Below are 25,027 nucleotides of genomic sequence, written 5' to 3'. Positions count from 1 at the left end.
TTGTTTATGCTGTCCTTAATTTTACTCGTGATGTCCTCTTAGATTTCTCTCAAGTCCAGCTGGTTCCATAGACATTTGCTGACCGTTTAATAGCCCTGCCACTCCTACTTTATGAACCTTTTTCTTTCCTTCGCAAACTTCACAGCGACAACCTGAAGTATAACTAGTTGGTTGTTCATAAGTAGTTATAACGCCTTCAAAGTTTCTAAGTACCACTTTTTCAGGACTTTGAGAAATAATATAAGTTGGCATTACTGGTATTTTACCACCGCCACCTGGAGCGTCAACAACAAATGTTGGAACACAGAATCCTGAAGTATGGCCTCTTAAAGCTTCAATAATTTCTATCCCTTTAGATACTGGTGTTCTAAAGTGCTCAAGTCCCATTGAAAGATCACATTGATAGATGTAGTATGGTCTTACTCTAATTTTAACAAGCTCATGTACAAGGTCCATCATTATATGTGCACAGTCATTAACCCCTCTTAAAAGAACTGATTGATTTCCTAGAGGTACTCCTGCATTTGAAAGCCGCGCGCATGCAAGTTTTGCTTCTTCTGTAATTTCATTTGGATGATTAAAGTGAGTGTTTAGCCAAATTGGATGATATTTCTTTAGCATATCAACTAATTCTTTTGTAATTCTTTGTGGAAGAACCACTGGTACTCTCGAACCCATTCTTATTATTTCAACGTGTGGAATTGCTCTTAATTTTTTAATTATATATTCTAATTTATCATCTGAAACAAGTAGAGCATCTCCGCCTGATAATAATACATCTCTAATTTGTGGAGTATTTTTAATGTACTCGATTGCTTTATCTATTCTTTCCATTGGCATAGCACTATCGCTTTGACCTGCGAATCTTCTTCTTGTACAGTGTCTGCAGTACATTGAGCATTGATCAGTTATTAATAGTAATACTCTATCTGGGTATCTATGAGTTAACCCTGGTACTGGAGAATCTGAATCTTCATGTAATGGGTCCAATAAATCAGCATGTGCCTGATGTAATTCAAGCCCTGTTGGTATAGCTTGTTTTCTTATTGGATCGTTTGGATCATTAGGGTCTATTAATGCTAAGTAATAAGGAGTTATAGCCATTCTTAATGTTTGAACGCATTTCCTAGCTCCTTCTTCTTCCTCCTGCGTTAATGGTATATATTTTTTTAGTTGATCCACATTTTCAATTCTATTTTTAACCTGCCATTTCCAATCATTCCATTGCTCATCAGTTACATCTTTAAATAATTCAAATCTTCTATTAACTTTCATATTAGTACCTCCATCGTATAATAATTTTTAATTTTATAATATGTAGTTGATATATCAATATGGTTTAGAGAGAATACAATATAACTTTATATTGTATTCTCTAAATCACAATTAAATCATCTTCTTCGAAGCTGAAATGTCATTAAACGTATAATTCTTCAAATACTTTTCTTAATGTTTCATTTTCTCTTAACTCTTCAAGGGTTATTTCAGCATGTCCTTTAGTGTATCCGTTTCCTACGATCATAGTAACGTCTTTACCTACACCTTCAGCTCCAAGAGCTGCTTTTGTAAAGCTTGTAGCCATTGAGAAGAAGTATACTATTCCGTCATCTTTTACTGGTAAAATTGATGACATTTCAGTATTTGGAACATTAACCATATTTATTGCTACATCTACTTCACATCCATTGTTGTGCTCTAGAGTAGTGTTCATTACATCAATAGCGTTTCTAGCATCTCCAATAACTATTTGCATTTTTAGACCTAATCTTTTTAATCTCGCTTTCTCTTCTTCATTTCTTACAATGCCTATAACGTTTCCTGTTGGTCCTACTCTTTTAACTGCTTCATAAGAGCAAATCATTCCTGATTTTCCTGCTGCGCCTAGTAAAAGAACTGATTGACCTGGTTTAACAAGTTTAGCAACTTGAGCTGGCGCTCCTGCAACGTCTAATGCTGCTAATGCTAGATTTTCATTCATGTCTTTTGGAAGTTTTGCATATAATCCACTTTCAAATAAAATAGCTTTTCCTTTTATTTCAACTCTATCGATATCTGGTTTGATATCAACAATTTTTTCTATTTTTAAAGGAGTTAATGATAGTGAAACTAATGTAGAGATTTTGTCTCCCACTTTAAGATCTGTTGTTCCTTTTAAAGCTTCGCCTATTTTTTCAACTGTTCCAATAAGCATTCCACCTGAACCTGTTACAGGATTTTGCATTTTTCCTTTTTCAGCTACAATTTCCATGATTTTAGATTTTATTTTTTCAATGTCATGTCCTGCTTCTTCCTCTATTTGAGTAAAGCTAGCTGAGTCTATGTTTAAAGCCTGAACATCAATTAAAATTTCATTATCAAATATATTCATATCATTTGATATTTTAGTTGCTGGTTGTGGCAATGCACCTTTTGGTTCAAGTGACCTGTGAGTTCCGTATTTACATCCTTTGTTCATAATAACTTCCTCCTATACATCCATTATTTTTAGATTTTCTGATATTATTAATTCAGCTTCAGTAAGTGATTTAACTTCTTCAACTGTTGTATCTTTATGAATTTCAGTAAGTACAAGTCCCTTTTCAGTAAATTCCATTACTCCAAGTTCTGTAACTATAAGGTTAACTTGTGCCTTTGCTGTTAATGGCAGCGTACATTTTTTTAATATTTTAGGAGTCCCTTTAGCTGTATGTTGCATTGCAATAATAACCTTTTTGGCTCCTACTACTAAATCCATTGCTCCACCCATACCAGGAACCATTTTGCCTGGCACAATCCAATTAGCTAAGTTTCCTTCCTGATCTACTTCCAATGCTCCAAGAACAGTCATATCAACGTGTCCTCCTCTTATTAAAGTGAAAGACATTGCGGTATCAAAGTATGCTCCGCCAGGAAGTATTGTAGTAAATTGACCACCTGCATTAGTTACATCCTTGTTTTCTTCTCCTTTTGCTGGAGAAGCTCCCATTCCAACCATTCCATTTTCTGATTGGAGAGTAACATGGACGCCTTCTGGAATATAATTCGTAACTAATGTTGGAAGCCCTATGCCCAAATTAACAAGTTGTCCATCTTTTAATTCTTTACCAATTCTTTTTGCAATAATTTGTTTTGCAATCTTGCTATCTGTAATCATATTAGTTAGCCTCCCCTATAATATAATCAACCAATACACATGGAGTCACAATATTATTTGGATCTAAATCTCCAATTTTAACAATTTTTTCAGCTTCTACTATTACAGTTTCTGCAGCAGTAGCTATAATTGGATTAAAGTTTTTTGTTGTTCCATAATAAACTGCATTTCCAATTTCATCTACGACGCTTGCATAAACAAGTGCTAAATCTGCTTTAATTGGAAGCTCTAATAGATATTCTTTTCCTTCTATTGTAAGTTTTTGTTTTCCTTCTTCTATCATAGTACCAACTCCTGTAGGGGTAAGCACTCCACCAAGCCCAGCTCCCGCTGCTCTTATTCTTTCAATTAGTGTTCCTTGTGGCACAAGTTCTACTTCCATTTTTCCTTCTGTCATAAGTCTTCCCGTTTCAGCATTTGTTCCTATATGAGAAGCCACAACTTTTTTAACTTGACCGTTTACTACAAGTCTTCCTATGCCCCTATCTACATAGCTTGTATCATTTGCTATTATAGTTAAGTTTTTTACATTTGTTTCTATTAATAGATCTATCATCTTTTCAGGTGTTCCACAGGCTAAAAATCCACCTATCATTATTGACATTCCATCTTTGAGTAATGGCCTAACTTGTTCTAAAGATACAACCTTATTCATTTATTTTACCTCCTCTTATTTATCTTGAAGATATAACAATTATCAGTTTTATATTTTGTTTAAACCCAATATCTCTCTTGCTTCTTGTGGAGTGGCAATTTCTCTGTTAAGTTCTTTCGCAAGTCTAACTACTTTTTCTACTAATTCTGCATTTGATTTAGCTGGTATACCTTTTTCAATATACACATTATCTTCAAATCCAACTCTTACATGACCACCCATTACAATAGTCACAGCTGCCATTTGAAATTCAAATCTACCAATACCTGATACAGTGTAAGTACTTCCCTCTGGCACGCTTCCTGCCATAAATACTAAATCTCTTGGCGAAGCAGTTATCCCACCATTTACACCCATAACAAAGTTAAAATGCATTGGTGTTTTTATAAAACCTTTCTTTTGAAGTCTTATTGCCATGTCTACCATGCCCTTATCAAAAACTTCAATTTCTGGTTTTACACCCATTTCAATCATCTTTTTACCAAATTCTTTAATAGTGTTTTCAGTATTTACGAATACATCATCTCCACCAAAATTACAAGTACCTGCATCTAAGGTTGCCATTTCTGGTCCTAAATCAACTGGTTGTAATCTTTCTGCATTACTCATTCCGACAGCTCCGCCTGTTGATGGTTGAACAATTGCATCCGGACATCTTTCTTTAATAGCTTCAATACAAGCTCTAAATCTTTCCCTGTCTTGAGTAGGTGTTCCATCATCTTTCCTTACGTGTAAATGAATGATGCTAGCTCCTGCTTTATAAGCTTTTTCCGCTTCTATTGCCACTTCCTCAACAGTATAGGGTACATTTGGATTATGTTCTTTTGTAACTTCCGCTCCAGATATAGCTGCAGTAATTATTAATTTTTCCATGTGCTACCTCCTTATAGTGCTTCGTGGTGCAAAAATAATTACTATCTACCATAATATTTATGATAAGTTATGTATATTATGATAATTTTGCACAAACTTATTTAGCAACTAAAATATTAACCACTAGGTGAAAAAGTTTACATTAATTCTCTTGCATATTATTTTCTTTGGTTTTCTTTTAGAACTACGCAAGTTCCGCTTGCCTTACAAACTATTATTGGTTCTTCTAATACATCACAAGCTGAATCATTTATATCTGGTCTTGGTACTATAACTTTTCTTGCTTCGAAAATCATTTTTCTTGATGAATTCCCTACCTTCACTATTTCTCCAACAGCTTCTATATAGTCACCTGCATAAACTGGTGCTAAAAATTCTACAGCATCGTATGCTTTGAATAATCCTTCATCACCATCGTTCATAATTAAAAGTTCTGTAGCTACATCCCCAAATAATTGAAGCATTCTTGCTCCATCTACTAAATTTCCACCGTAATGTGCATCATGTGCACTCATTCTTAACCTTATTAAAGACTTCATTTTATTTTCCTCCTCGTTTATTGTAGTTATTCATTTTGTAATTTTTAGGAATTTTGTAAAAAACAACAAATCTGTGTTGTGTATCTTTTAGAAAATGCCTTATGTTAATTTATTTTGAAATAAAAAAAGGCACTGATTTTTCAGCGCCTTAATTAACCAAAGTACTAGGTCTATTAATGCAATGAAAAAACATCTTTTCATTACATAAATAGCTCTCCATAAGAACTCTTATGGCAGTGATAGAAATACTACTTTCTATCCCCAAGAATAAATTGAAGAACCAAAATATTCTTTCGGCAAACAAATACTTCATTTTTGATATTGGATGTTCATATCCTTATCATTCAAAAATTACCTCTTTATCTGCACCTCTATTTATGTGAAACTATTAAATTTTATTTTTAACTCTTACTTAATTATAATACGTAAACGTTTCAAATGCAATGTTTTTTTAAAATTATACTTTTTTAGTAAAAAATACTTTTTCTTAGTTATTATTTCTTTTTGCTTTGTTTACTTCCACTATCTTGCTTACTATATACTCATATCCATTTTCAGAATGTGGAATCATGCAAATTGAGCAATCTTTAACACCACTTACGAATTTCCCATTTCCACCACACTCCTCTAGAAAATATAGTGGACAATAGCAAAATAGACAATTAAATTTTTCATCATCTTTAACTTGATGGCATGGGAAATATTCGCAATCTTTATTTTTAAAAAATTTATAGTTATTATTCATTTTTAACCCTCCTTTAATTTCTAGGTTAGTTCCGAATTCTAAAAAGTTACCACATTATATATATCTATATCTTCTAATATTGTTTGCTCTAAAATAGATTCTTCGGGGAATTGCTTGTTCAAAATTTGTTTAAATTTTTTAAGTTGCGCAGCAGAAAGTTCTGCTTGCTTTGGCAAATTATTTTTTTCCTTAATAATATTGCCTGCTTCTAATTTATATATAAATTTGTCCCCTATAATATTTATATTATTTTTATCATCAAATTTTAAATCTCCAGTTATGTCACTATTTATGCTTGTCTTCTTTAAATCACTTATTGATTTTCCATCATTATTAATTTTAGCTACATTAATATAAGCACTTACTTCACCATTCGAATTCTTTGAATCTGAAAGCCAACTTCTAAAGGCAAGCATTTTACCATCTTTAGATATCACTCCATCATATATTTCTTCCTTATCCTCTATACTTTCAAAAATTTTATTACCATTAATATATAAATTGGCCCTAGGTTTTGGAAATATATGAGGTGTAACGCTATAAAGGATGCTTTTTTTATTTATAATAATATCTCTTATGGTACCAACGCATGATATTAACTCCAATTTGTTTTTTATGTTATATATTGCATAACCTGAAGCTGACGGATTAATATGACCCGTAATCAAAATGTTTTCATTATCTATCCACTTGAGTTCAATAATTTGTTGAACGTCTTTATTATTTATATCAATCTCTGTTGATTTTTCAGTTTTAATATCATAAACAATTATATGTGGGGGATTTATTTCTTTTTCTTCATTAAAAGATCTAAATACTATTTTTGTTTTATCTGGAGAAAGTTGTAATAGATCTTTTGAATTTGAATTATCCCCTAAAGATTTAATCTGTTCATTTATTTCATCATAAAGATAAACATTATTATTCTTCTCGAATGCTATCTTTGTTAGCTTTGCATTTTGATCCTTACTTTTAATTTCAGCATCTTTACTAGATATAGTCTCTATATTTTTACTCGAATTTCTATTGATTTTATTTAAATAAGCCCTCAGTGTCAATATGCTTAGCGATAAACACATCGCTACAATGAGTAACTTTAATTTTTTTTTCGTTATTTTTTTATGGCCAGTCATAATTTTGCTCCTCATTTAAATTCATAATAATTATTATTTTAAATCATTGAAACTTAGATTATTATACTCCACTTATATTAGTGTATCAACTGGATTCTTTTGTGTTTTACACTGTTATTTATATGTTTACAATTTAAAAATATACAATGTTTATTTTATCTTTTAATTATGAATTTTTTGTAAATATTAACATTGGTTTATCCGTTCAAAAGTAATAAAGGGCATTAGTTTAAATTTAAACTAACGCCCTTTATTACTTTTGAAATTATTTTCGCATTTGTTATAGATACTTTCCATAAATTCTACATTCCGATTTAAATCGGTATCTACCTTCATTTTTAGATTTATTATTTTTTCATTTGATCATTACTGCTAAATATGTTCTTTACCCATGTTAAAAAGCCCTTCTTTTCTTCTTTTATCTCTACAACTTTTTTATCTTCTTTAGTTGCCACAGTCTTTACTTTTATCCCATCAGTTTTCATAACAAATTTAACTTTACCATCCATCTTATCACCTACACCTGAAAATGTACCATAATTATTAGATATTTTTACAAGTTCATCTTTCACATCAATAATATCTCGCACATCTCCCATTTTGCTGTCAATTTCGCCACTTATCTTTTGAATACCCTCTTTATCAAATTTTTTCATATTTTTATCTAATTCTTTATTTCCATTTGCTAATTTATTGGCACCTTCTTTTAATTTTCCTGACCCTACAGAAAGTTCACCCACCGCTGAATTTAGTTTACTTGATCCTTGTGTTAATGGTTTTATCCCATCATTATTTAATTTTGTTAAACCATCTGCCACGCTTTGAGATCCTACCACTAATTTATTAGTGTTTTCTCCCATAACTTTTGTTCCTGCGCTTAAGTCTTCAGCTGCATTATTTAACTTATTTGCTCCACCTATGAGTCCCCGACTACCAGTTTTAAGCTTTCCTGCAGCTGTTCCTAATTGTTCTGTGCCTTGCGCAAGTCCTCCTGCTCCATTAGCTAATTCACCAGTTTTATCTGATATTTGTTTTGTGGCCTTAGCTAATTCTTTTGACCCTGACACTGCATTTTTTTGTCCTTCTTGAAGCTGGCCCATACCTGTATCTACCTGCTGTGAACAAGTTTTGATTTTTTCTATGCCTTCTTCAAGTTCATTTAATCCTTGTAACAATTCATTGCCGCCATCCTTTAAAGCTACAAGGCCCCCTTTTTCATTTTCTAATCCACCATTTAAATTTCCTGCTATTTCACCTGTACCAGGAATTTCCCCAAGGAACCCAATAAGTCCCTGTAATTTTTCAATTCCTGATATTAAAGAATCAGTAGCTTTTATCTCTGACTCTTTACCTTTTTTTAGTTTATCTATACCTTCTAAGCTTTGCTCTGCACCATCTGTTACTTTTTTTTGACCTTGCTGTAGATCCCCTGTAGAATTCACCATTGTATCTAGTCCCTCACTTAGTGATTCCATTTTAGCCGACACTGTATTAGTCCCTTCAGCTAACTTATTAGCTCCATCTGATAGCCCTTTAGAACCTGCAACTAATTTATCTGTTCCATATGCTACCTTACCTGCTCCATCTGCAAATGCCTTTGAATTTGCAGCAAATTCTACTGTACCTGATCCAAACTGCTGTGCTCCACTACCGAGTTTTCTAGTTCCTGCCTCAAATGCTTTTAATCCACCTGCCACCTTCTGAGCACCACTTTGTGCTGCACTTGTACCGTCGCCAATCTTTATCATACCAGTATTAAATCCTGAAACCCCAACGCCTAGCTTAGTTACTCCACCATTAAATAATGTCATATTATCAGCTAAAGCCTTTTGACCAAGGTCTAATTTGCCTGTTCCCTCAGCTAGCTTGGTACTAGCATCTTGTATGTTATTAATGCCTTTAGTTAAATCCCCTAAAGATGAGGCACTTTTAAACTCTTCCATATCAGGAAGTTCTGGCGTCCCTGTTATCATTATAGGACCCATTTCAAAGTTTTCTACCTGTGCAGTAATTTCTAAATTCTCTTTTAAGTCTAAAGTAGTCTTTTCTAAATCCAAGCTTTCCTTCATACCTGGAAGAGAAATGAAAGTGACTATTTGATTATTCCCATCATTAATCATTTTCCCACCGCTAATCTTAACATTTCTAAAATTATCTATTGGCAAATCTAGTACAGTTACAGTGCTAAATGGAGTATATATTTTTCTGTTTTTCCCTTTAATATTAACCATACGGCTTTCATTATTCTTATAATCAATTTTTATTTTCACTTCTCCACTTTTACCTGCCAAATCCTCTGGTTTAATTTCTTTTCCATCAAGCAAGTATTTAACATTTACATCAATAGGTAGTTTTTTATCAGTAGTACCTCTATAATAGACATCATTACCACTTATCTTCCAATTTAAACTCTCACCAATACCATTTGGTTTTTCTTCACCCTTTACATTTTTTATATCCTTTAATATAGATTTATCATGAATTTCAATATTTTTCTCGTTAGAGTGAAGCCAATCACTTACTATTTTTTCTTTAACCTCCCCTTGCTGATTTAACGTAACATAAACAGTCTCATCCTTTTGAATTAACTCAGTAGCATAAGTCATATTTGGAATAACTAATGCACCTATTAACACGATACTTAATAATCTTTTTGACATACATTTATTTTTCACGTTAATACATCTCCCCTATAGTTTTGCTTTCAAAAGTTCTTCTTAATTTTCTGATTGTGATTCTGATTTTAGTTCACTACTTGCTTGTGTTTTAGATTTAAAATTTCTACTCGTAATTATTATTAATTTTTCACTTACTAATAGTATAGATGGAAGAACAAAAAGGATAATTCCCATACTTATTACTGCTCCCCTTGCCATCATTGTGCATAGTGAACTTATCATTTCCATGTCAGAAATGATCGCTACCCCTGCAGTAGCTGCGAAAAAGGTTAATGCACTGGTTACAATAGATTTAGCAGAGCCCTTAACTGCGATTTCCATAGCCTTGTTTTTCTCGTATCCATTTCTCATTTCTTCTCTAAATCTTGTTGTCAGTAATATTGCATAGTCAACTGTAGCCCCCAACTGTATAGTTCCAATAACTATAGATGCTACAAATGGAATCACATTTCCCATATAACATGAAATTGCCATATTTATGAATATTGCGAGCTGTATAGCTAAGACCAGAATTACTGGCAAAGATACAGATGCAAACACTATAAGTATTATAGCGAATATTGCGCCAATAGATGCTATGCTAACATGTTTAAAGTCAACATCCGCTATTTCTGTCAAATCTTTAGTAAGAGGTCCTTCTCCTGAAACCATTGATTTCGGGTCATATTGTTTTGTAACTTTAATTACTTCATCTATCTGATCATTTTCTTCTTTTGTAGCTGCCTTATATTTAGAATTTGCCATTATTAGTTTATATCCGCCCTTTTGAACAATGGCTTTAATATCTTCTGGGATAAAGCTTTCTGGAATAAGTGGTCCTAAGTACTTATCTGAAGCAAGTACCTTGTCAATTCCATCTACCTTTTCTATTTTCTTTACCATTTCCTTAACTTTATCAGTTTCAAGCTTATCATTTATTACAATAAAGTGTGTCGAAGTCATATTGTAATCTTTCTTTAGTTTATTTGTTGCCACAATAGAATCCAAATTCTTTGGTAGCGATTCATCTAAGTTATAATAAACCTTAGTGTGGTTATTTCCGTAAATAGCTGGTATAAATGCAAGTAAAAATACTATAGTTATTACTTTATAGTGTTTGGTAGCCAGTTTTGATGTTTTATCAAATTCAGGTAATATGGTTTTGTGACTAAATCTATGAATAGGTTTATCAAACACTAAAATCAATGCAGGCAATACTGTTACCGTAGTTATAACCCCAAGCAAAACGCCCTTTGCCATTACTAGCCCGATATCCTTACCTAATGCAAGTTGCATGGTACATAATGCTAAGAAACCTGCTATAGTTGTGAGTGAGCTTCCGGATATAGCGACCATGGTATTTGCTATAGCATCACCCATTGCCCCTATACGATCATTTGGCATAAGTTCTCTTTCCTCATCGTATCTATGAAGTAAAAATATTGAATAATCCATAGTTACACCAAGTTGAAGTACTGCTGCTAATGCCTTTGTTACATAAGAAATTTGCCCTAAGAATATATTTGTTCCCATATTATATAATATGGCATACCCTATCCCTAACAAGAAAATAAATGGAATTATAACTGATTGCATTGTTAAAGATAAAACTACGACTGATAGTATTACTGCAATCATTACATAAAATGGTGTTTCTTTATCCGATAAATCTTTAGTATCCTTTACAATTGCCGATATACCACTTAAATAACATTGTTTATTTGTTACCTTCCTTATATTGGTTATACCATTTTGTGTGGCTTCTGAAGATGCTGATTCTTTAAATTTAATTATTAACATAGTAGAATTGCCACTATAAAAAGAGCTTTTAATTTCATCTGGCAAAATCTCCTTAGGTATAGTAGTATCTAAAATATCATCTACCCAAATAATTTTTTCTACACCTTTAACCTTTGAAACCTTTTCTTTTATTTTTAAAACATCCTTGCCTTCCATATTATCAACAATAAGCATTGAAGTGGCTGCGTTTGAGAATGTTTTGTCTAAAATATTTTGTCCCTTCATGGAATCAAGTTCTTGCGGTAGATAGGTAAGAAGATCATAATTTATTTTTGTGTTTACCATTCCAATTACGGATGGAACCAGTAGCAATGTAGAAATAATTAAAATTATTATCCTATTTTTAGCTATAAAATGTCCGAACTTTTTCAATTAGGTCATCCCTCCCTTAGAAAATTAATTTTGCAATATTTTCTTAATAGTTTTAAATAACACAGGTTTCATATTATCTATAGTATCTGGTTCCTCTAAAATAATTGAGCTATAGCAAACCGAACCTGTTAGTTCAATAATCATAAATAATATCTTTTCAGCTTGCGATATACACATCGTTTCGCTCACTATATTATCCATAAATACTTTTGCGATTTCCTTCATTTCGTTGTACTCCAAAGGTTCTGCTATCACCTTTCTATAAATACCCCAAGAAAGATTTTTATATATAAGCCTTAGAAGCTTTTTATCTTCCCTTAAATATTCAATTATATAATCTACAAAGAATATTACTTTATCATTAAATTCTTCAAACTCCTTATTCATAGATACCTCAATAGCTTCTTTTAAAACTTTTGAACTCTTTCTTAAGACTATCAAATCAATAATGTGATATTTGTCTTTAAAATAAAGGTAAAAAGTTCCTTTGGCAACTCCTGCTCCTTTTACAATATCGTTTATAGCAGTGTCATTAATCCCTTTAGTTGTAAAAAGTTCATAAGCTGAGTCGTATAATCTCTTTTTCTTCTTTAATTTGTTCATTTCCGATTTACTTTGTTTTTCTTTAATAATTTCAACTTTTTTCATAATGCATTTACCACCTAGGTTTTAATTTTAATTTATGACCATCGGTCATTTGTTCACCATACTTATTTATTATATACTTTTATTACCATTAGTCAATAATAATATTGTAAATATATTGTAAATATCCATAATATTGTTATTTGTTAATTGCTAACTTAAATACTTACTAACCGTCCCGCAAAAAACAAAAATATTCACTATAAACCTTATAGTGACCTGAAATATGTTATAAATATTCTTTAATTTTTATATTTATGATATACTTACATCATCGTATTATTTTTAAAATAATTATTAATTAAGGAAGTGAATTGAGCTTGTTCAAAGATAAAAAAATCCCTTATTTAAATTTAATCCCTATAATCTTATTATCGCTTATTTTATTTCGAATAGTATACCACATAGAATTAGTTACCAATGCCCTTAGTATTTTTATATCATACATAAGTTCATTTATATGGGCATTCGGTATAGCCTACTTATTAAACCCCGTTATGGTCAATATTGAAAAAAAGTTCCATACAAAGCGTAATCTAACTCTACTTATTATGTATATATGTGTTTTAGGCATAATAGTTTTTAGTATCACTATACTAACGCCTAGTATAGGTGAAAGTATTCGCGAACTAACAGTTTCAACTCCCGAATATATATCTAAAACTCGAATTTGGTTTTATGAAAATATGGATAAGGTTCAATTGCTTGATAAATATGGTGTAACTAAATATTTAGACGAAACTACCTTAACACTTATGTCTAACTTAAGTAAATATCTAAATACCGGTATCAGTGTTGCCTTGCTAACAGCCGTAGGTTTCACCTCTTCTTTTATGAAATTTCTGCTTGGATTTGTTGTATCTTTGTATCTTTTAAAGGATAAAGAATCCTTAATATTAAATATAAAGAGACTGATTTATGCTATCTTAAAAAAAGAAAATGCAGATGGTTTTATAAAATTTAGCAAAGAAGCCAATTATATCTTTTCAGGTTTTGTTATCGGAAAATTTATTGACTCTGTTATCATTGGTATTATATGCTTTGTAGGACTTAGTATTTTTAGAATACCTAATACTATACTTATAAGCTTAATAGTTGGAATTACAAATATGATTCCTTATTTCGGACCATTAATTGGAATGGTTCCTGCTTTTTTCATTACCCTATTCTTTAGCCCTATAAAGGCTTTTTGGGTGCTTATATTCATTATTATTCTTCAGCAATTTGATGGATTATATTTAGGGCCAAAGATCCTTGGGAAATCTGTTGGTTTAAGCCCTTTACTTATTATCCTTGCAATACTCATAGGTGGCGGAACCTTTGGGGTTCTTGGAATGTTCCTTGCAGTACCCACAATGGCGATTATTTTACTGATAGTTGAAAGATTCATTAACAGGAAGCTTGCGGAAAAGGATATTGAATTATAAGAATATTTTCAAAAAGGAATGCAGATATATTGTAATATATCCGCATTCCTTTTTTATATAAAATTCACTATGTTCGTTCTTTAGTAACTCTATATTTATATTATCCTATCTTTCTCCAAGTTTTAAGTTCGGTATCGCATTTAGCGTTAGCGGTGAAATTCTTCCTTTAATTAATTCAAAGTAAGCTGCACTTCCAATCATAGCTGCGTTATCAGTGCAAAGTATCATTTCTGGAAACAAAACTTTTATGTTCTTCTTTTGCCCTTCTTTTATCATTGTCTCTCTAAGGCAAGAATTTGATGCCACACCACCCGCTATTGTTATTTTATCTACGCCTTTAATTTCACATGCCTCTAGAGCATTATGAACCAAAACATCAACCACTGCCTTTTGAAAAGATGCGGCCACATCTGGTACATTAATTGTTTCATTTTTCATATTCATTTTATTCAGATAATTTAGCACCGAAGATTTAACCCCACTAAAAGAAAAGTCTAAAGTATCTTCATGAAATTTAGCTTTTGGAAATTTTATAGCACCTGCATTGCCTTCTTTTGCTATTTTATCTATTTTAGGACCACCAGGGTATCCTAGCCCAATTGCCCGAGCCACCTTATCAAAGGCTTCTCCTGCTGCATCATCTCTAGTTTGAGCCATAACCTCAAATTCACCGTGGTCCTTCATATATACAATAAATGTATGTCCACCCGAAACTACCAAACACATAAATGGTGGTTCAAGTTCTTTATATTGAATAAAATTGGCACTTATATGACCTTCTATATGATTAACTCCAATTAAAGGTTTATTCGTTGCATATGCGAGCCCCTTAGCATATTGAACTCCTACCAGTAGTGCCCCTACTAGCCCTGGGCCATAAGTTACTCCTATTGCATCTATATTGTCTAATGTAACTTTAGCCTCGTCCAACGCCTCTTGAACTACAGCACTTATTGCTTCTATATGCTTTCTAGATGCCACCTCAGGAACAACACCCCCAAACTTTTCATGTATATCAATTTGTGATGCAATTATATTTGATAGAATCTCACGACCATTCACGACTACTGACGCCGCTGTCTCATCACAACTCGATTCAATTGCAAGTATTTTAATATCCTTTTCCATTGTTTTTACCACCTTTAATATAGTTTATATAATTTTTTCTCTATATTCATAAAAACATCCTAAGAACTTTATGTTCAATGAATGTTTACATCTGTTAATAACATAAATTAATTATACTTTATTAACTTTAGCATATCAAATTTTTATATGCATTTCCAAGTGTACTCACTTACGTGTACTCACTTACTTACTTAAGTGTACTCACTTACTTACTTAAGTGTACTCACTTACTTACTTAAGTGTACTCACTTACTTACTTAAGTGTACATAAATAGATTTAAACTAAGTATCTATCTTTCTATGATATAATTGCATATATGATTATATTATAGAAAGTTCAATTAAGTCATCAAAAAATAACAAATCAAATATTCAAACTTTTTTGAATATGGCTATTAGTTATTATCTATTTAAGATAGATCCTAGGAGGGACATATGAGTAACACCTACGCAAAGGTCATAATAAAAGGCTCACCTATTTCAAAATCTAATTTTAAACTTTTCAACATGAATGGCAGAGCTATTTTACCTTATAATTCCGGGAAGTACCATGATAGATACGCTCTGTATGAGGAAGAGATTGCTTATCAATGCAGAATCCAAAACTGTAATATTTTTTTAACAGAATCCCTTATTGCTGTTCTAAAAGTATATTATAAAAGTATAAAAAGGCATCCTGATACAAACAACATAACTAAAAGCATTTTCGATGGTATAGAGAAAAGTGGTCTTATAGTAAATGATGCCCAAGTTACAAGACTTATTATTGAGGAGTTTTATGATAAAGAAAATCCTAGATTTGAATTAGAACTTTTTGCTGAAAGTACATATGCTATGAATTACGCAATAGTTGAAAAAAAAGAAAAACAGCAACCTATAAATTACGATCCACCCTCAAATAAAAAAAACACCATAGGTGCTAAAGTAAATAAGCCAAAATCTGTGGCTCTTAACAGCTCTACGTCAACACTAATATGTGAAATATGTAGAAAGCCGGTGTCAAAGGATGAATGCATTTCAGCCAATAAGGGTAAAACTACTATATGCAAAAACTGCTTCAAAAAATTATTTTAGTAAAGGCTCAAACCATTCTAACTTGTAAAATGGTTTGAGCTTTTACTATTTACACATACATATTACAAAAAAATCTGGCTATGCTATTAATATACCTACTACAAAAATATGAAGGGAGATATAACTCATGAACAGAAATAAAAAGACTAAAAACAAAAAAGTTAATGACGCAATAGCTAATATGGAAAACAGCACAAGTTTTCAATCTATAAATGATATTAATAGCAGTAAGAGTAAAGATAAAAATAATATTCCCGAAGTGTCAAATTAATAACTTAATCATCTCAAAATAAACATTTAAAGAATGAATAAAAAGTTGCATTAATGCAACTTTTTATTCATTCTTTAAATGTTTTAAATTTAGCTTATTAAAATACTGAAAATACTGAAAAAGCTATAGCCGTACATATTTTATGTTACAATAATACTCATATTCTATCTTATACGAATTTTTACAACATTTAGAATTTAATATTATATTTATACTGTTGTATAAACCATCGTTTAAATAAAAACCAATTACAAAATAGGGGGATTAATATGACCGCAAATGTTAACATCGATTGGAATAAATTAGGTTTTACTTATAGCAAGACAGACTTACGTTATATTTCAATATGGAATAATGGCAAATGGGATGACGGAAAACTAGTTGAAGATAACAAACTTTGTATAAGTGAAGCTTCAACCGCTCTTCATTATGGCCAACAATGTTTTGAAGGATTAAAAGCTTATCGTACAAAAAAAGGCAATATCCAATTGTTTAGACCTTACGAAAACGCCAAGCGTTTGATGAACAGTTGTTCACGCGTTCTCATGCCTGAGATCCCCGTTGAAAAATTTGTTGATGCATGTATCCAAGTTGTTAAAGCAAACGAAAAATTTGTTCCACCATATGGAACCGGAGCAACACTTTATCTTAGACCTTATATGATAGGTATTGGGGATAACCTTGGCGTAAGTACAGCTCCTGAATTTTTATTTGGAATATTCTGTTGCCCTGTAGGCGCTTACTTCAAAGGAGGACTAGCCCCAGTAAACTTTATGACATCTGATGACTATGATAGAGCCGCCCCTTATGGAACAGGCAATGTAAAAGTTGGAGGAAACTATGCTGCAAGCCTTCTTGCCTATGAAAAAGCTAAAGAAAAAGGATTTGCTGACTGTGTCTACCTTGATCCAGCAACTCATACCACCATCGAAGAAGTTGGTTCTGCAAACTTCTTTGGAATTACAAATGATAATATATTTGTAACCCCAAAATCACCATCAATACTTCCTAGCATAACTAAGCGCTCATTACTTTATCTTGCAAAAGAATATTTAAAAATGGAAGTACAAGAAAGAGATGTCGCAATAAGTACTCTTAGTGAATTTAAAGAAGCAGGTGCTTGTGGAACTGCTGCTGTAATAACGCCTATTGGTGGTATAGAATATAACGGTAAACTTCATGTTTTCCACAGCGAGACAGAAGTGGGCCCAGTTACTACAAAGCTTTATGATACTCTTTACGGAATCCAATTTGGAGAAATAAAATCTCCTGAAGGCTGGATTGTGGAAGTAAAATAATCATTTTATAACAAAAAACAACTTCAAAAGGGCCTGTAAGTAATTTTGTGTAAACAGAATAAAAAGTACTCTTTCTTGCCAATAATTGAGATAAGCTAATTATCAAAAATTGCAAGGAGGAGTATTTTTATGTCAAATATTTCGAAAGATATTTTAAAGAGGTCATATTTATTCATAATCCTATAGATACGTTTTAAACTATATAAAATGTTATTACAAACCCTTTTGTATCTTATTATTTATTATTATTGTTTAACAAATACCTACCGAGATATACTGCGCTTGCAGCCGCCTGTGATAAAGAATAGGTTGTTCCTGAACAATCTCCTAAAACATAAAGTCCCTCTTGTTTGGTCTCAAAATATTCATTAGTACTAATTTCAGGTTCATAAAATTTTGCATCAATTCCATATAATAAAGTGTCTTCAGAAATCTCTTTTCCTATTATATCTTCTATTGATTTAATAATTTTTAATAGTGCATCTATATAAATCTTCGGAATTTCATTATATAGATTTCCACCCTCACCTTCAATCGACGGCTGAATACTATTTTTAGTAAGTTGTTCTTTTGTAGTTGCCCTATTATTTATTAAATCCTCAAATCTTTGAAGTACTATTCTTTCTCTATCTTTATTTATAGATTTTATTATACTTGTGGCATATTCGTTCGCCTCAATAAAACAAGAAAAATATTTTGGTACAAGAATAGAAAAATTTAAGTTACAACTCGGACTGTCTGTTTCAAGATAATTTTGACCATCAGCCATTACGATGCCTTTTTGAAACTTTTTGATTACTTTTCCTTTAGGATTCATACAATAAGTTGTAGCTTCAAATCCATCACCTTTGTAATTAATCTTAATTTCAAAAGAATCTTTAAGAATAGAGTCTAACTGATCACCCTTCATTTCAACCCTTACCCCTAAATCCAGCCTTTTTCTATAGGGCTCAATATTAAAAGCTTGACAATATTTCAGAAATTCCGCTCCTCCACTTATACCTGTAGCTAATATAACTATCTTAGACTGGAAAACATTTTCTTTACTATTCAAGTTAAATACATTATTCATTTTATCTATAGAAGTTATATCTAACTCAAACTTAATATCTACCTTATCCTTAAGATGTGAATACATTTTATTTAAAATTCCATAAGACAATGCTGTTCCTAAATGTCTTACTTTTGTAGTTAGTATATTATAATTTTTCTCTTTTACTCTTCTACTAAGTTCTTCATTCTCTGTACTATATAATTTAACTGTGTCTGCACCAAATAGACATAAGATATTATCAATACATTCCATTAATTCTAGTGCAGTTCTGTTTCCTATTTTTTCACCTAAATAACCACCAAAATCATTAGTGTAATTAAATTTTCCCTCAGACCTACCCATACCACCAAAACCTTGAAATTTATTACATGGTTTACAATGGATACATCTTTTGCTTAATCCGTTTTCCATTGGACATACCCTGTCTATAAATTTTCTTCCCTTTTCTATCATCAGTATTTTTAATTTTGATTTTGTCTGTACCAGAGTATATGCGAGGAACATCCCACTAACTCCTGACCCTACTATAGTAATATCATACATATATTTATTCCTTTCATATCTCTTAAAAATATTTTAATATTAGGGGGCTGTACCCGATATTGTCAATTAGGCACCAATTATGCAGTTAAATTTTGGTTTCACGGCATCTAACTTTTCTTTGTTTTTTAGATATATGAGTGTAAACTAAGTAGACTGAGACTATACATATATAGTATGTATCGTTTCATAGAGGCCCCCCAATGCAAATTAAAAATCATGTTAATTTATAAATCCCTTATTTATATTAACATGATTTGATTTATAAAGTAATATTTTCAAAGGATTATAGAAATGAAGCTGATGCAAAGAACTGTTTTACCGAAGGAGATGGTAGTTGTAATAAATATAGGCTAATATGGTAATTCTATTGCCGTTTTGGTTCCAGTAGAATTTGGAAAAGTTTAAAAAATAAAGTTTCATGGAAAACGAGAGAACAAAAAAAGAGTGTACCTCATGAAAGTAATTAATTTCAATGGATACACTCTTTTTCGTTTTAACTATTCCCTAAATTGTAAAATAAGAGGGGTTTTAGGACATATACTAATATTTTCTACAATACTAATGAACTTACAGTCTTAGTTTCTTAGTATAATATTGTTTAACTCTATGAGCTAAATAATAGAAAGCAAATCCGATACCACATCCAACTGTATTTAAAATAAGATCATCAATATCAGATACCCTACTAATAAATGGAAGTTGCATTATTTCAATGATTAAGGAAGTAATAAAGCCTATTGTAATCACTTTTGAAAAACTATCTAATTTTGAAAATGTAAGAGGTATTATGATACCGATAGGGATAAACATAGCAGTATTTCCAATTACATTAATCAGTGTATCTCGGATAGAGCCTTCATAATCAAAAAGATTAACTAATGGAATAAAATTTATTCTGAATGGATAAATTTTATTCATTTCCAAAGTAAGTGGCTGTATATGACCATTGACTAAATCAAAAGGAAAGAAAGTAAATCTTAGTATTACAGCTACACAAAAGAATATAAACGCTCTTTTAAGTTCATATTTCCAATTAATTTGCTTATTTTTAGAATTAATTATAATTCTACTTATTATCCAGGTTGCTATAACAATCATAACAATCGTATAGTAATATATTTCTATCATAGTTACTCCTATCTATTATCTAAACAATTCTTGTTATATTTATATATCCTTAAATTAGGAATAACAAAAATTTTATTTATTATTTAAACGCTATTATTTTTCTGATAGTGTATATATTACAACAGAGAAATGCATTTTGCAATAGTTGAAGGATATATTACGGTAGTAATGATTTTTATATACTATAAAAAATCATTAAAAATGGATTAAAATAGAATTATATAGTAATATTCTTAAGTTTCTCTCTATCCAAAGTTGCTCCAGATATTTTTTCTTGATAAATAATATCTACTCCAATTTCATTTAATTGTTTAATTTGCATTTCTTCATTTTGGTCCTGTGAGCTTACACGAACATATCCTATTTTTCTCAAATGTCCGCCTCCATTCTGATACAAGTCTTATGGGACAGTCCAAATACTTATTTTACCATTACTAATCAATTATACCAATAGGGCGTACCTAATGACACTATTAAAATATGTTTCACTGGGGTTATAAAAAGGACATATGAAATGTTTCAAATAGAAATAGGCTTGTTGCAACACTTATAAAACAATATATAGCCACATGTTGGATATTACTTCCATCATGTGGCCTATTTTTACCCGTATGTTGGCTGTACCCGCCCCCCCCGAAAAGGTATATTAGCCTGTTAATATGAGGCAGTACGGCATCCCTGTGTACTTAAAAGTAATATATTACATAATAATATCAAATATTAGTATTAAGTAACATTCAAACTGAAAGTAACACAATACTAATTGTGTTACTTTCACATTGAGTCTATTTCCCAATCCTTAAAAATTTCATTTTGAAGAGACTGTAAATAGTTTTGAAGTTGTTTTTATATTTTATTTTATATACATCTTGTTATAGTATTCGTCTAACATTCTCTCTACTGAAAATTCATAGCTTGTAGTTTTAATACTTTCTTTCATCATCTCTATCCACTTTTCTCTATTTTCATAATAGGTAGTCATAACCCTATTTATTAAAGTATCATAAAGAGCTTCTGTATCATGTTTATCTAATTCTACTTCTGATAAATCATCAAGACCCACTGCATCTCCAAACTGCCATCCATTTACACCATCCTTGCAAGCTTCCGGCCACCACCCATCTAGAATAGAGCAGTTAAGTACACCATTCATCGCAGCCTTCATTCCCGAAGTTCCGCTAGCTTCTAAAGGTCTCCTTGGATTATTCAACCAAACATCCGAGCCCCTAGTTAGCATCCTTCCTATATTCATGTCATAATTTTCTAAAAACACTACGCTATTTGGATACTTCTTCATCATCCTTACAAGCTTTGCTACTATTTCTTTTCCTGTATCATCAAGTGGATGAGCTTTTCCTGAGAATACGATTTGAACTTTTCCACTTTGGAGTAATGGAGAAATAATTTCTTCATCAGTAAATATCAAATCGCTTCTCTTATACGGTGCAGCTCTTCTTGCAAATCCGATAAGTAACTTATCCGGATCAAGCGTTATGGCCGTTCTTTCTTTAATAAACGCTATTAATTCCTTTTTAACAGTTATATGGGTACCCCATAGGTCTCCATTATTTTCATATGCCTTAGTGATTCGATTATCTACCCAAGTAGGTTTATGAATTCCATTAGTTATCCCAATAATAGATGGCCTTCCAGCAACTGTTTTCCACATTTTATTTGCAGTTTCCATGTGGAGTTGAGCTACGGCATTAGCCTTTCTTGAAAGCCTAAGTCCTGCTATTGTCATATTAAATGGTTCTCCACCAAATCTAATCATTTGCTGCCTAGTTAATCCATTAAATGCTCCCATGTACTCTAATTTGGAAACATCATGAGATTCATTACCTTCAACTATTGGAGTGTGAGTTGTAAATACTACTTCCTCACGTGTTTTACTCCAAGACTCCTCAAAACTATATCCTGATTGCATTTTTTCTTTAATAAGCTCTGTAGCCGCGAGTGCCGCATGCCCTTCATTGAAATGGTATACATTTATAGGAATTTCCAATGCCCTCAAAGCTTTTACTCCACCAATACCTAGCACCATTTCTTGAGCAATTCTTTCTTCTCCAAACCATCCATACAACTGTCCAGTTATCCAATTGTCACCATTTTCCGGTATATCAGTATCTAAAAGGTATATTGGGTTATTCCCAAATTCCTCTAATTTCCAAACCTTACACACTACATCCAAATTTCTGATTTTAACAGTTACTTTTACCCCTGTATCCTTTAAAAAATCATAATTATAATTATGATATGTATCGTATACTTTTCCATTTTCATCTACAAGTTGCTCAGTATATCCTTGTTTCCACTTGAGACCTATTCCCACTAGTGGTAGATTTAAATCTTTAGCTCCTTTTAAATGGTCACCTGCAAGTATTCCTAGTCCACCTGCATAAGTTTTAAAGTCTGATTGTAGTCCATACTCCATACAAAAATAAGCAACTCTTGGAAGATTGTTAATATCCATTAATTTTCCCTCCTATACTTTTTTAGCACTAACCAATTAAAAATTAAATTTAATTTTTAATTGGTTGTTTTCTTTTGTATTTGTTGTAATTGTATCTTTTATAATCATTATACATAATTTTTTAGTTTAATGCACGCGTTTGCACAAAAAAACATATTTTCCTAAAAATACTTTATTAAGGTTCCTCACTTGTTTAAAAATTATCGTTTTTTTTGAATTTCTAGTTTTAAAACTATGCTTTAGTACCATATAATACAATAACTGTACTTATTATTTAATTGTAAAATTCCCTTTAATCGTTATCGCCACATATTATAAGGAGTTGTGTTAGTATGAATTTAAAATCCGCCTTTAACCCCCTAAATCGTAAAAATAAATTTATTTTTTTAATATTAATAATCGGGGTAATAATGATTAATTCGATTATAATCAAATTTAATAATGATAATTCTATAACTTCTACCCTTATTTCGGAAAGATTGTCCAAAATTTCAGAACTTTCTACATTAAGGTATAATTATTCAAACATAATATCTCTAAGAGATAATAAAAAATTAAAAGATTACTCTATTCCATTTACTGAAAAATCATTTTTAATAAAATACAATGGCTATATTAAAGCTGGAGTAGATTTAAAAGATTTAGATGTTCTTGTCACTAATGATAGCGTTACTATAACTTTAAAAAAAGCTAAAATCTTAGATCATGTAATAAATAGTAAAGACTTATTCATTTATGATGAAAAATCCTCAATGTTTAACAAGCTTAGTATGCAAGATATGATAAACGAAATCAGTAATGAAAAAGTTAAGGTTGAAGCTGATTTAATAAAAACAGGATTTTTAGATAGCGCTAATGCTAATACTAAATTACTTTTACAAGGCATGCTATCAAATATGGGTTTTAAAAATGTAACAATAATTTTCAAATGAAAAATAAAAAGGATACATCCATATGAGGCGCATATGAGACTCCTAAAATTTAATAGTAATTATTTCTAATTATAAAAAAGCAGAAAACACATTGTTTTTCTGCTTTTTAATGTTTAATTTTACAAAATCATTATATTACCATCCTCCAGAAGATCCTCCCCCACTAGATGAACCGCCTCCAAAGCCTCCGGAGTCATCTCCAGAACCTCCGAAGTCTCCAAAAGATCCTCCATCACTTGATGAACCTCCTCCGAAGCCATCACCGTTCCCTATATTACGAACAAATTGAAAAAGCCATAATGCAAAAAATCCTATTATCAGGCTTTTCTTACCCCTTTCAACAAGATCTGAGCTTTCAAGTACATGTGAGTCTTCAAAGACATTTGAGTCTCCAACATATTGTGGAACATTAACGTCCTTATCTAGTTTTACATTGTATTCTTTAGCTATATTATCTGCTAGAGCTGAATATGCTGCACGAAGACCTTCTCCATATTGATTTTCCTTGAATTTGGGAACTGCAAAATCATTCATAACACTTGAGGAATATATATATCCGTAACCGCCCCTTCTAGACCTGTGCCTACCTCCACTCTCCACTTTTTTTCTTCCATTGATAATAGAATTAATAATCCATTATTTTTATATTTTTGTCCAATACCAAAGCTTCTAAAAATGCCAGTAGCATAAGATTCTATAGTTTCTCCCTGCAGTGAATCTATAACTACAACAGTAGCCTGCGCACCTGTTTTAGCTTCTAATTCTTTACCTATGGACAAAATATATTCTGCTGATTTACTATCTATCACTTTACCGTAATCATTAACATATTTCAATTCTGTAGCTTTAGGATATTCGGTCTCTGCATTCACTAGCTTCATCGCTGTTATTTGACTCAGTAAAAATATACTTATCATACCTACAAAGATAATTCTCATCTTAATCTTTTCTTTGTTAAGTATTCTCCATGGAATATCATAAATCTTCCTAATTAATTTCATTAAATAATTCTTCATATTGTAACTCCTATTTAGTAAAATCAACTTTTGGTAATTCTTTAGCTGATTCACTAGCCTTATAATATGTCTTTTCATCAAATCTAAAAACCCCTGCAATAATGGAGTTGGGAAACAACTTCTTAGTTTGT

At 31.4% G+C, this 25,027-nt stretch carries 22 protein-coding genes, 1 pseudogene and 1 riboswitch; of the genes and pseudogenes, 5 read left to right on the top strand and 18 right to left on the bottom strand.

The features are described from left to right. Positions 1-21: 21 nt before the first annotated feature. The 11 genes from kamA to ACWJKS_RS01310 form a co-directional block, all read right to left on the bottom strand. The gene (kamA, locus tag ACWJKS_RS01360; RefSeq protein ID WP_220287273.1) at positions 22-1,275 is read right to left on the bottom strand and encodes a lysine 2,3-aminomutase; all 1,254 of its coding nucleotides are present in this window, start codon (positions 1,273-1,275) and stop codon (positions 22-24) included. Positions 1,276-1,417: 142 nt separating this feature from the next. Next, positions 1,418-2,455 (bottom strand): L-erythro-3,5-diaminohexanoate dehydrogenase, encoded by a 1,038-nt coding sequence (gene kdd / locus ACWJKS_RS01355; RefSeq protein ID WP_216302310.1) that lies wholly within the window; start codon positions 2,453-2,455, stop codon positions 1,418-1,420. Positions 2,456-2,467: 12 nt separating this feature from the next. Then, on the bottom strand, positions 2,468-3,133 hold the full coding sequence (locus ACWJKS_RS01350) for a 3-oxoacid CoA-transferase subunit B (protein WP_165412589.1): 666 nt from the start codon (positions 3,131-3,133) through the stop codon (positions 2,468-2,470). A gap of 1 nt (position 3,134) precedes the next feature. Continuing rightward, positions 3,135-3,788 carry an acetate CoA-transferase subunit alpha gene (gene atoD / locus ACWJKS_RS01345; RefSeq protein WP_220287272.1) on the bottom strand — a complete coding sequence of 218 codons (654 nt, stop codon included), beginning with the start codon at positions 3,786-3,788 and terminating at the stop codon, positions 3,135-3,137. Between the two features lie 48 nt (positions 3,789-3,836). Continuing rightward, positions 3,837-4,661 (bottom strand): 3-keto-5-aminohexanoate cleavage enzyme, encoded by an 825-nt coding sequence (gene kce, locus ACWJKS_RS01340; RefSeq protein WP_216302312.1) that lies wholly within the window; start codon positions 4,659-4,661, stop codon positions 3,837-3,839. A 158-nt stretch (positions 4,662-4,819) separates the two neighbouring features. After that, entirely contained in the window at positions 4,820-5,200 is a 381-nt protein-coding gene (gene kal, locus ACWJKS_RS01335; protein ID WP_216302313.1) for a 3-aminobutyryl-CoA ammonia lyase, read from the bottom strand. Positions 5,201-5,401: 201 nt separating this feature from the next. Further along, positions 5,402-5,582, bottom strand: a riboswitch (Lysine riboswitch). A gap of 105 nt (positions 5,583-5,687) precedes the next feature. After that, on the bottom strand, positions 5,688-5,945 hold the full coding sequence (locus ACWJKS_RS01330; protein WP_216302314.1) for a cysteine-rich small domain-containing protein: 258 nt from the start codon (positions 5,943-5,945) through the stop codon (positions 5,688-5,690). A 38-nt stretch (positions 5,946-5,983) separates the two neighbouring features. Next, entirely contained in the window at positions 5,984-7,078 is a 1,095-nt protein-coding gene (locus tag ACWJKS_RS01325; RefSeq protein WP_220287271.1) for a hypothetical protein, read from the bottom strand. A gap of 347 nt (positions 7,079-7,425) precedes the next feature. Then, positions 7,426-9,753 carry a methyl-accepting chemotaxis protein gene (locus tag ACWJKS_RS01320; RefSeq protein WP_462960277.1) on the bottom strand — a complete coding sequence of 776 codons (2,328 nt, stop codon included), beginning with the start codon at positions 9,751-9,753 and terminating at the stop codon, positions 7,426-7,428. 42 nt (positions 9,754-9,795) lie between these two features. Continuing rightward, positions 9,796-11,907, bottom strand: a complete 2,112-nt coding sequence (locus ACWJKS_RS01315) for an efflux RND transporter permease subunit (protein ID WP_216302317.1) — start codon at positions 11,905-11,907, stop codon at positions 9,796-9,798. Between the two features lie 24 nt (positions 11,908-11,931). Beyond that, on the bottom strand, positions 11,932-12,555 hold the full coding sequence (locus tag ACWJKS_RS01310) for a TetR/AcrR family transcriptional regulator (RefSeq protein ID WP_216302318.1): 624 nt from the start codon (positions 12,553-12,555) through the stop codon (positions 11,932-11,934). Positions 12,556-12,866: 311 nt separating this feature from the next. Here ACWJKS_RS01310 and ACWJKS_RS01305 point away from each other — a divergent pair, with 311 nt between their 5' ends. Next, positions 12,867-13,979 carry an AI-2E family transporter gene (locus tag ACWJKS_RS01305; protein WP_258876450.1) on the top strand — a complete coding sequence of 371 codons (1,113 nt, stop codon included), beginning with the start codon at positions 12,867-12,869 and terminating at the stop codon, positions 13,977-13,979. A gap of 105 nt (positions 13,980-14,084) precedes the next feature. Here the strand turns inward: ACWJKS_RS01305 and tsaD are convergent, their stop codons facing one another. Beyond that, on the bottom strand, positions 14,085-15,107 hold the full coding sequence (gene tsaD / locus ACWJKS_RS01300) for a tRNA (adenosine(37)-N6)-threonylcarbamoyltransferase complex transferase subunit TsaD (protein WP_462960276.1): 1,023 nt from the start codon (positions 15,105-15,107) through the stop codon (positions 14,085-14,087). 435 nt (positions 15,108-15,542) lie between these two features. Here tsaD and ACWJKS_RS01295 point away from each other — a divergent pair, with 435 nt between their 5' ends. The 3 genes from ACWJKS_RS01295 to ACWJKS_RS01285 all read left to right on the top strand — a co-directional run bounded on the left by ACWJKS_RS01295 (position 15,543) and on the right by ACWJKS_RS01285 (position 17,750). After that, positions 15,543-16,181 carry a RusA family crossover junction endodeoxyribonuclease gene (locus tag ACWJKS_RS01295; RefSeq protein ID WP_220287268.1) on the top strand — a complete coding sequence of 213 codons (639 nt, stop codon included), beginning with the start codon at positions 15,543-15,545 and terminating at the stop codon, positions 16,179-16,181. A 127-nt stretch (positions 16,182-16,308) separates the two neighbouring features. Further along, positions 16,309-16,452, top strand: coding sequence for a hypothetical protein (locus ACWJKS_RS01290; RefSeq protein ID WP_216302322.1), 144 nt, complete (start codon positions 16,309-16,311; stop codon positions 16,450-16,452). Between the two features lie 269 nt (positions 16,453-16,721). Continuing rightward, complete coding sequence (locus tag ACWJKS_RS01285) at positions 16,722-17,750, top strand: branched-chain amino acid aminotransferase (RefSeq protein ID WP_216302323.1); 1,029 nt, start codon at positions 16,722-16,724, stop codon at positions 17,748-17,750. 235 nt (positions 17,751-17,985) lie between these two features. On the opposite strand, the gene ACWJKS_RS01280 is transcribed toward ACWJKS_RS01285, so the two are convergent. The 4 genes from ACWJKS_RS01280 to glgP form a co-directional block, all read right to left on the bottom strand. Continuing rightward, complete coding sequence (locus ACWJKS_RS01280; protein ID WP_220287266.1) at positions 17,986-19,347, bottom strand: NAD(P)/FAD-dependent oxidoreductase; 1,362 nt, start codon at positions 19,345-19,347, stop codon at positions 17,986-17,988. Between the two features lie 567 nt (positions 19,348-19,914). Then, positions 19,915-20,475: a VanZ family protein gene (locus tag ACWJKS_RS01275; protein ID WP_220287264.1), complete on the bottom strand. Its 561-nt coding sequence runs from the start codon at positions 20,473-20,475 to the stop codon at positions 19,915-19,917. A 217-nt stretch (positions 20,476-20,692) separates the two neighbouring features. Next, positions 20,693-20,848, bottom strand: a complete 156-nt coding sequence (locus ACWJKS_RS01270; RefSeq protein WP_165412604.1) for a recombinase family protein — start codon at positions 20,846-20,848, stop codon at positions 20,693-20,695. A gap of 480 nt (positions 20,849-21,328) precedes the next feature. Continuing rightward, positions 21,329-22,948, bottom strand: a complete 1,620-nt coding sequence (gene glgP / locus ACWJKS_RS01265) for an alpha-glucan family phosphorylase (protein WP_220287261.1) — start codon at positions 22,946-22,948, stop codon at positions 21,329-21,331. A 410-nt stretch (positions 22,949-23,358) separates the two neighbouring features. Between glgP and ACWJKS_RS01260 the strand changes: the two genes are divergently transcribed. Next, on the top strand, positions 23,359-23,880 hold the full coding sequence (locus tag ACWJKS_RS01260) for a DUF4230 domain-containing protein (protein ID WP_220287259.1): 522 nt from the start codon (positions 23,359-23,361) through the stop codon (positions 23,878-23,880). A gap of 135 nt (positions 23,881-24,015) precedes the next feature. On the opposite strand, the pseudogene ACWJKS_RS01255 reads toward ACWJKS_RS01260, so the two are convergent. Then, positions 24,016-24,881, bottom strand: a pseudogene (locus tag ACWJKS_RS01255) (TPM domain-containing protein). A gap of 25 nt (positions 24,882-24,906) precedes the next feature. Next, positions 24,907-25,014 carry a LemA family protein gene (locus ACWJKS_RS01250; RefSeq protein ID WP_462960275.1) on the bottom strand — a complete coding sequence of 36 codons (108 nt, stop codon included), beginning with the start codon at positions 25,012-25,014 and terminating at the stop codon, positions 24,907-24,909. Positions 25,015-25,027 lie beyond the last annotated feature (13 nt).

The organism is Clostridium sp. CM038, from assembly GCF_055081105.1.
The sequence above is the reverse complement of the archived record's forward strand: the minus strand, read 5'-3'. Positions and strand labels throughout refer to the sequence as shown.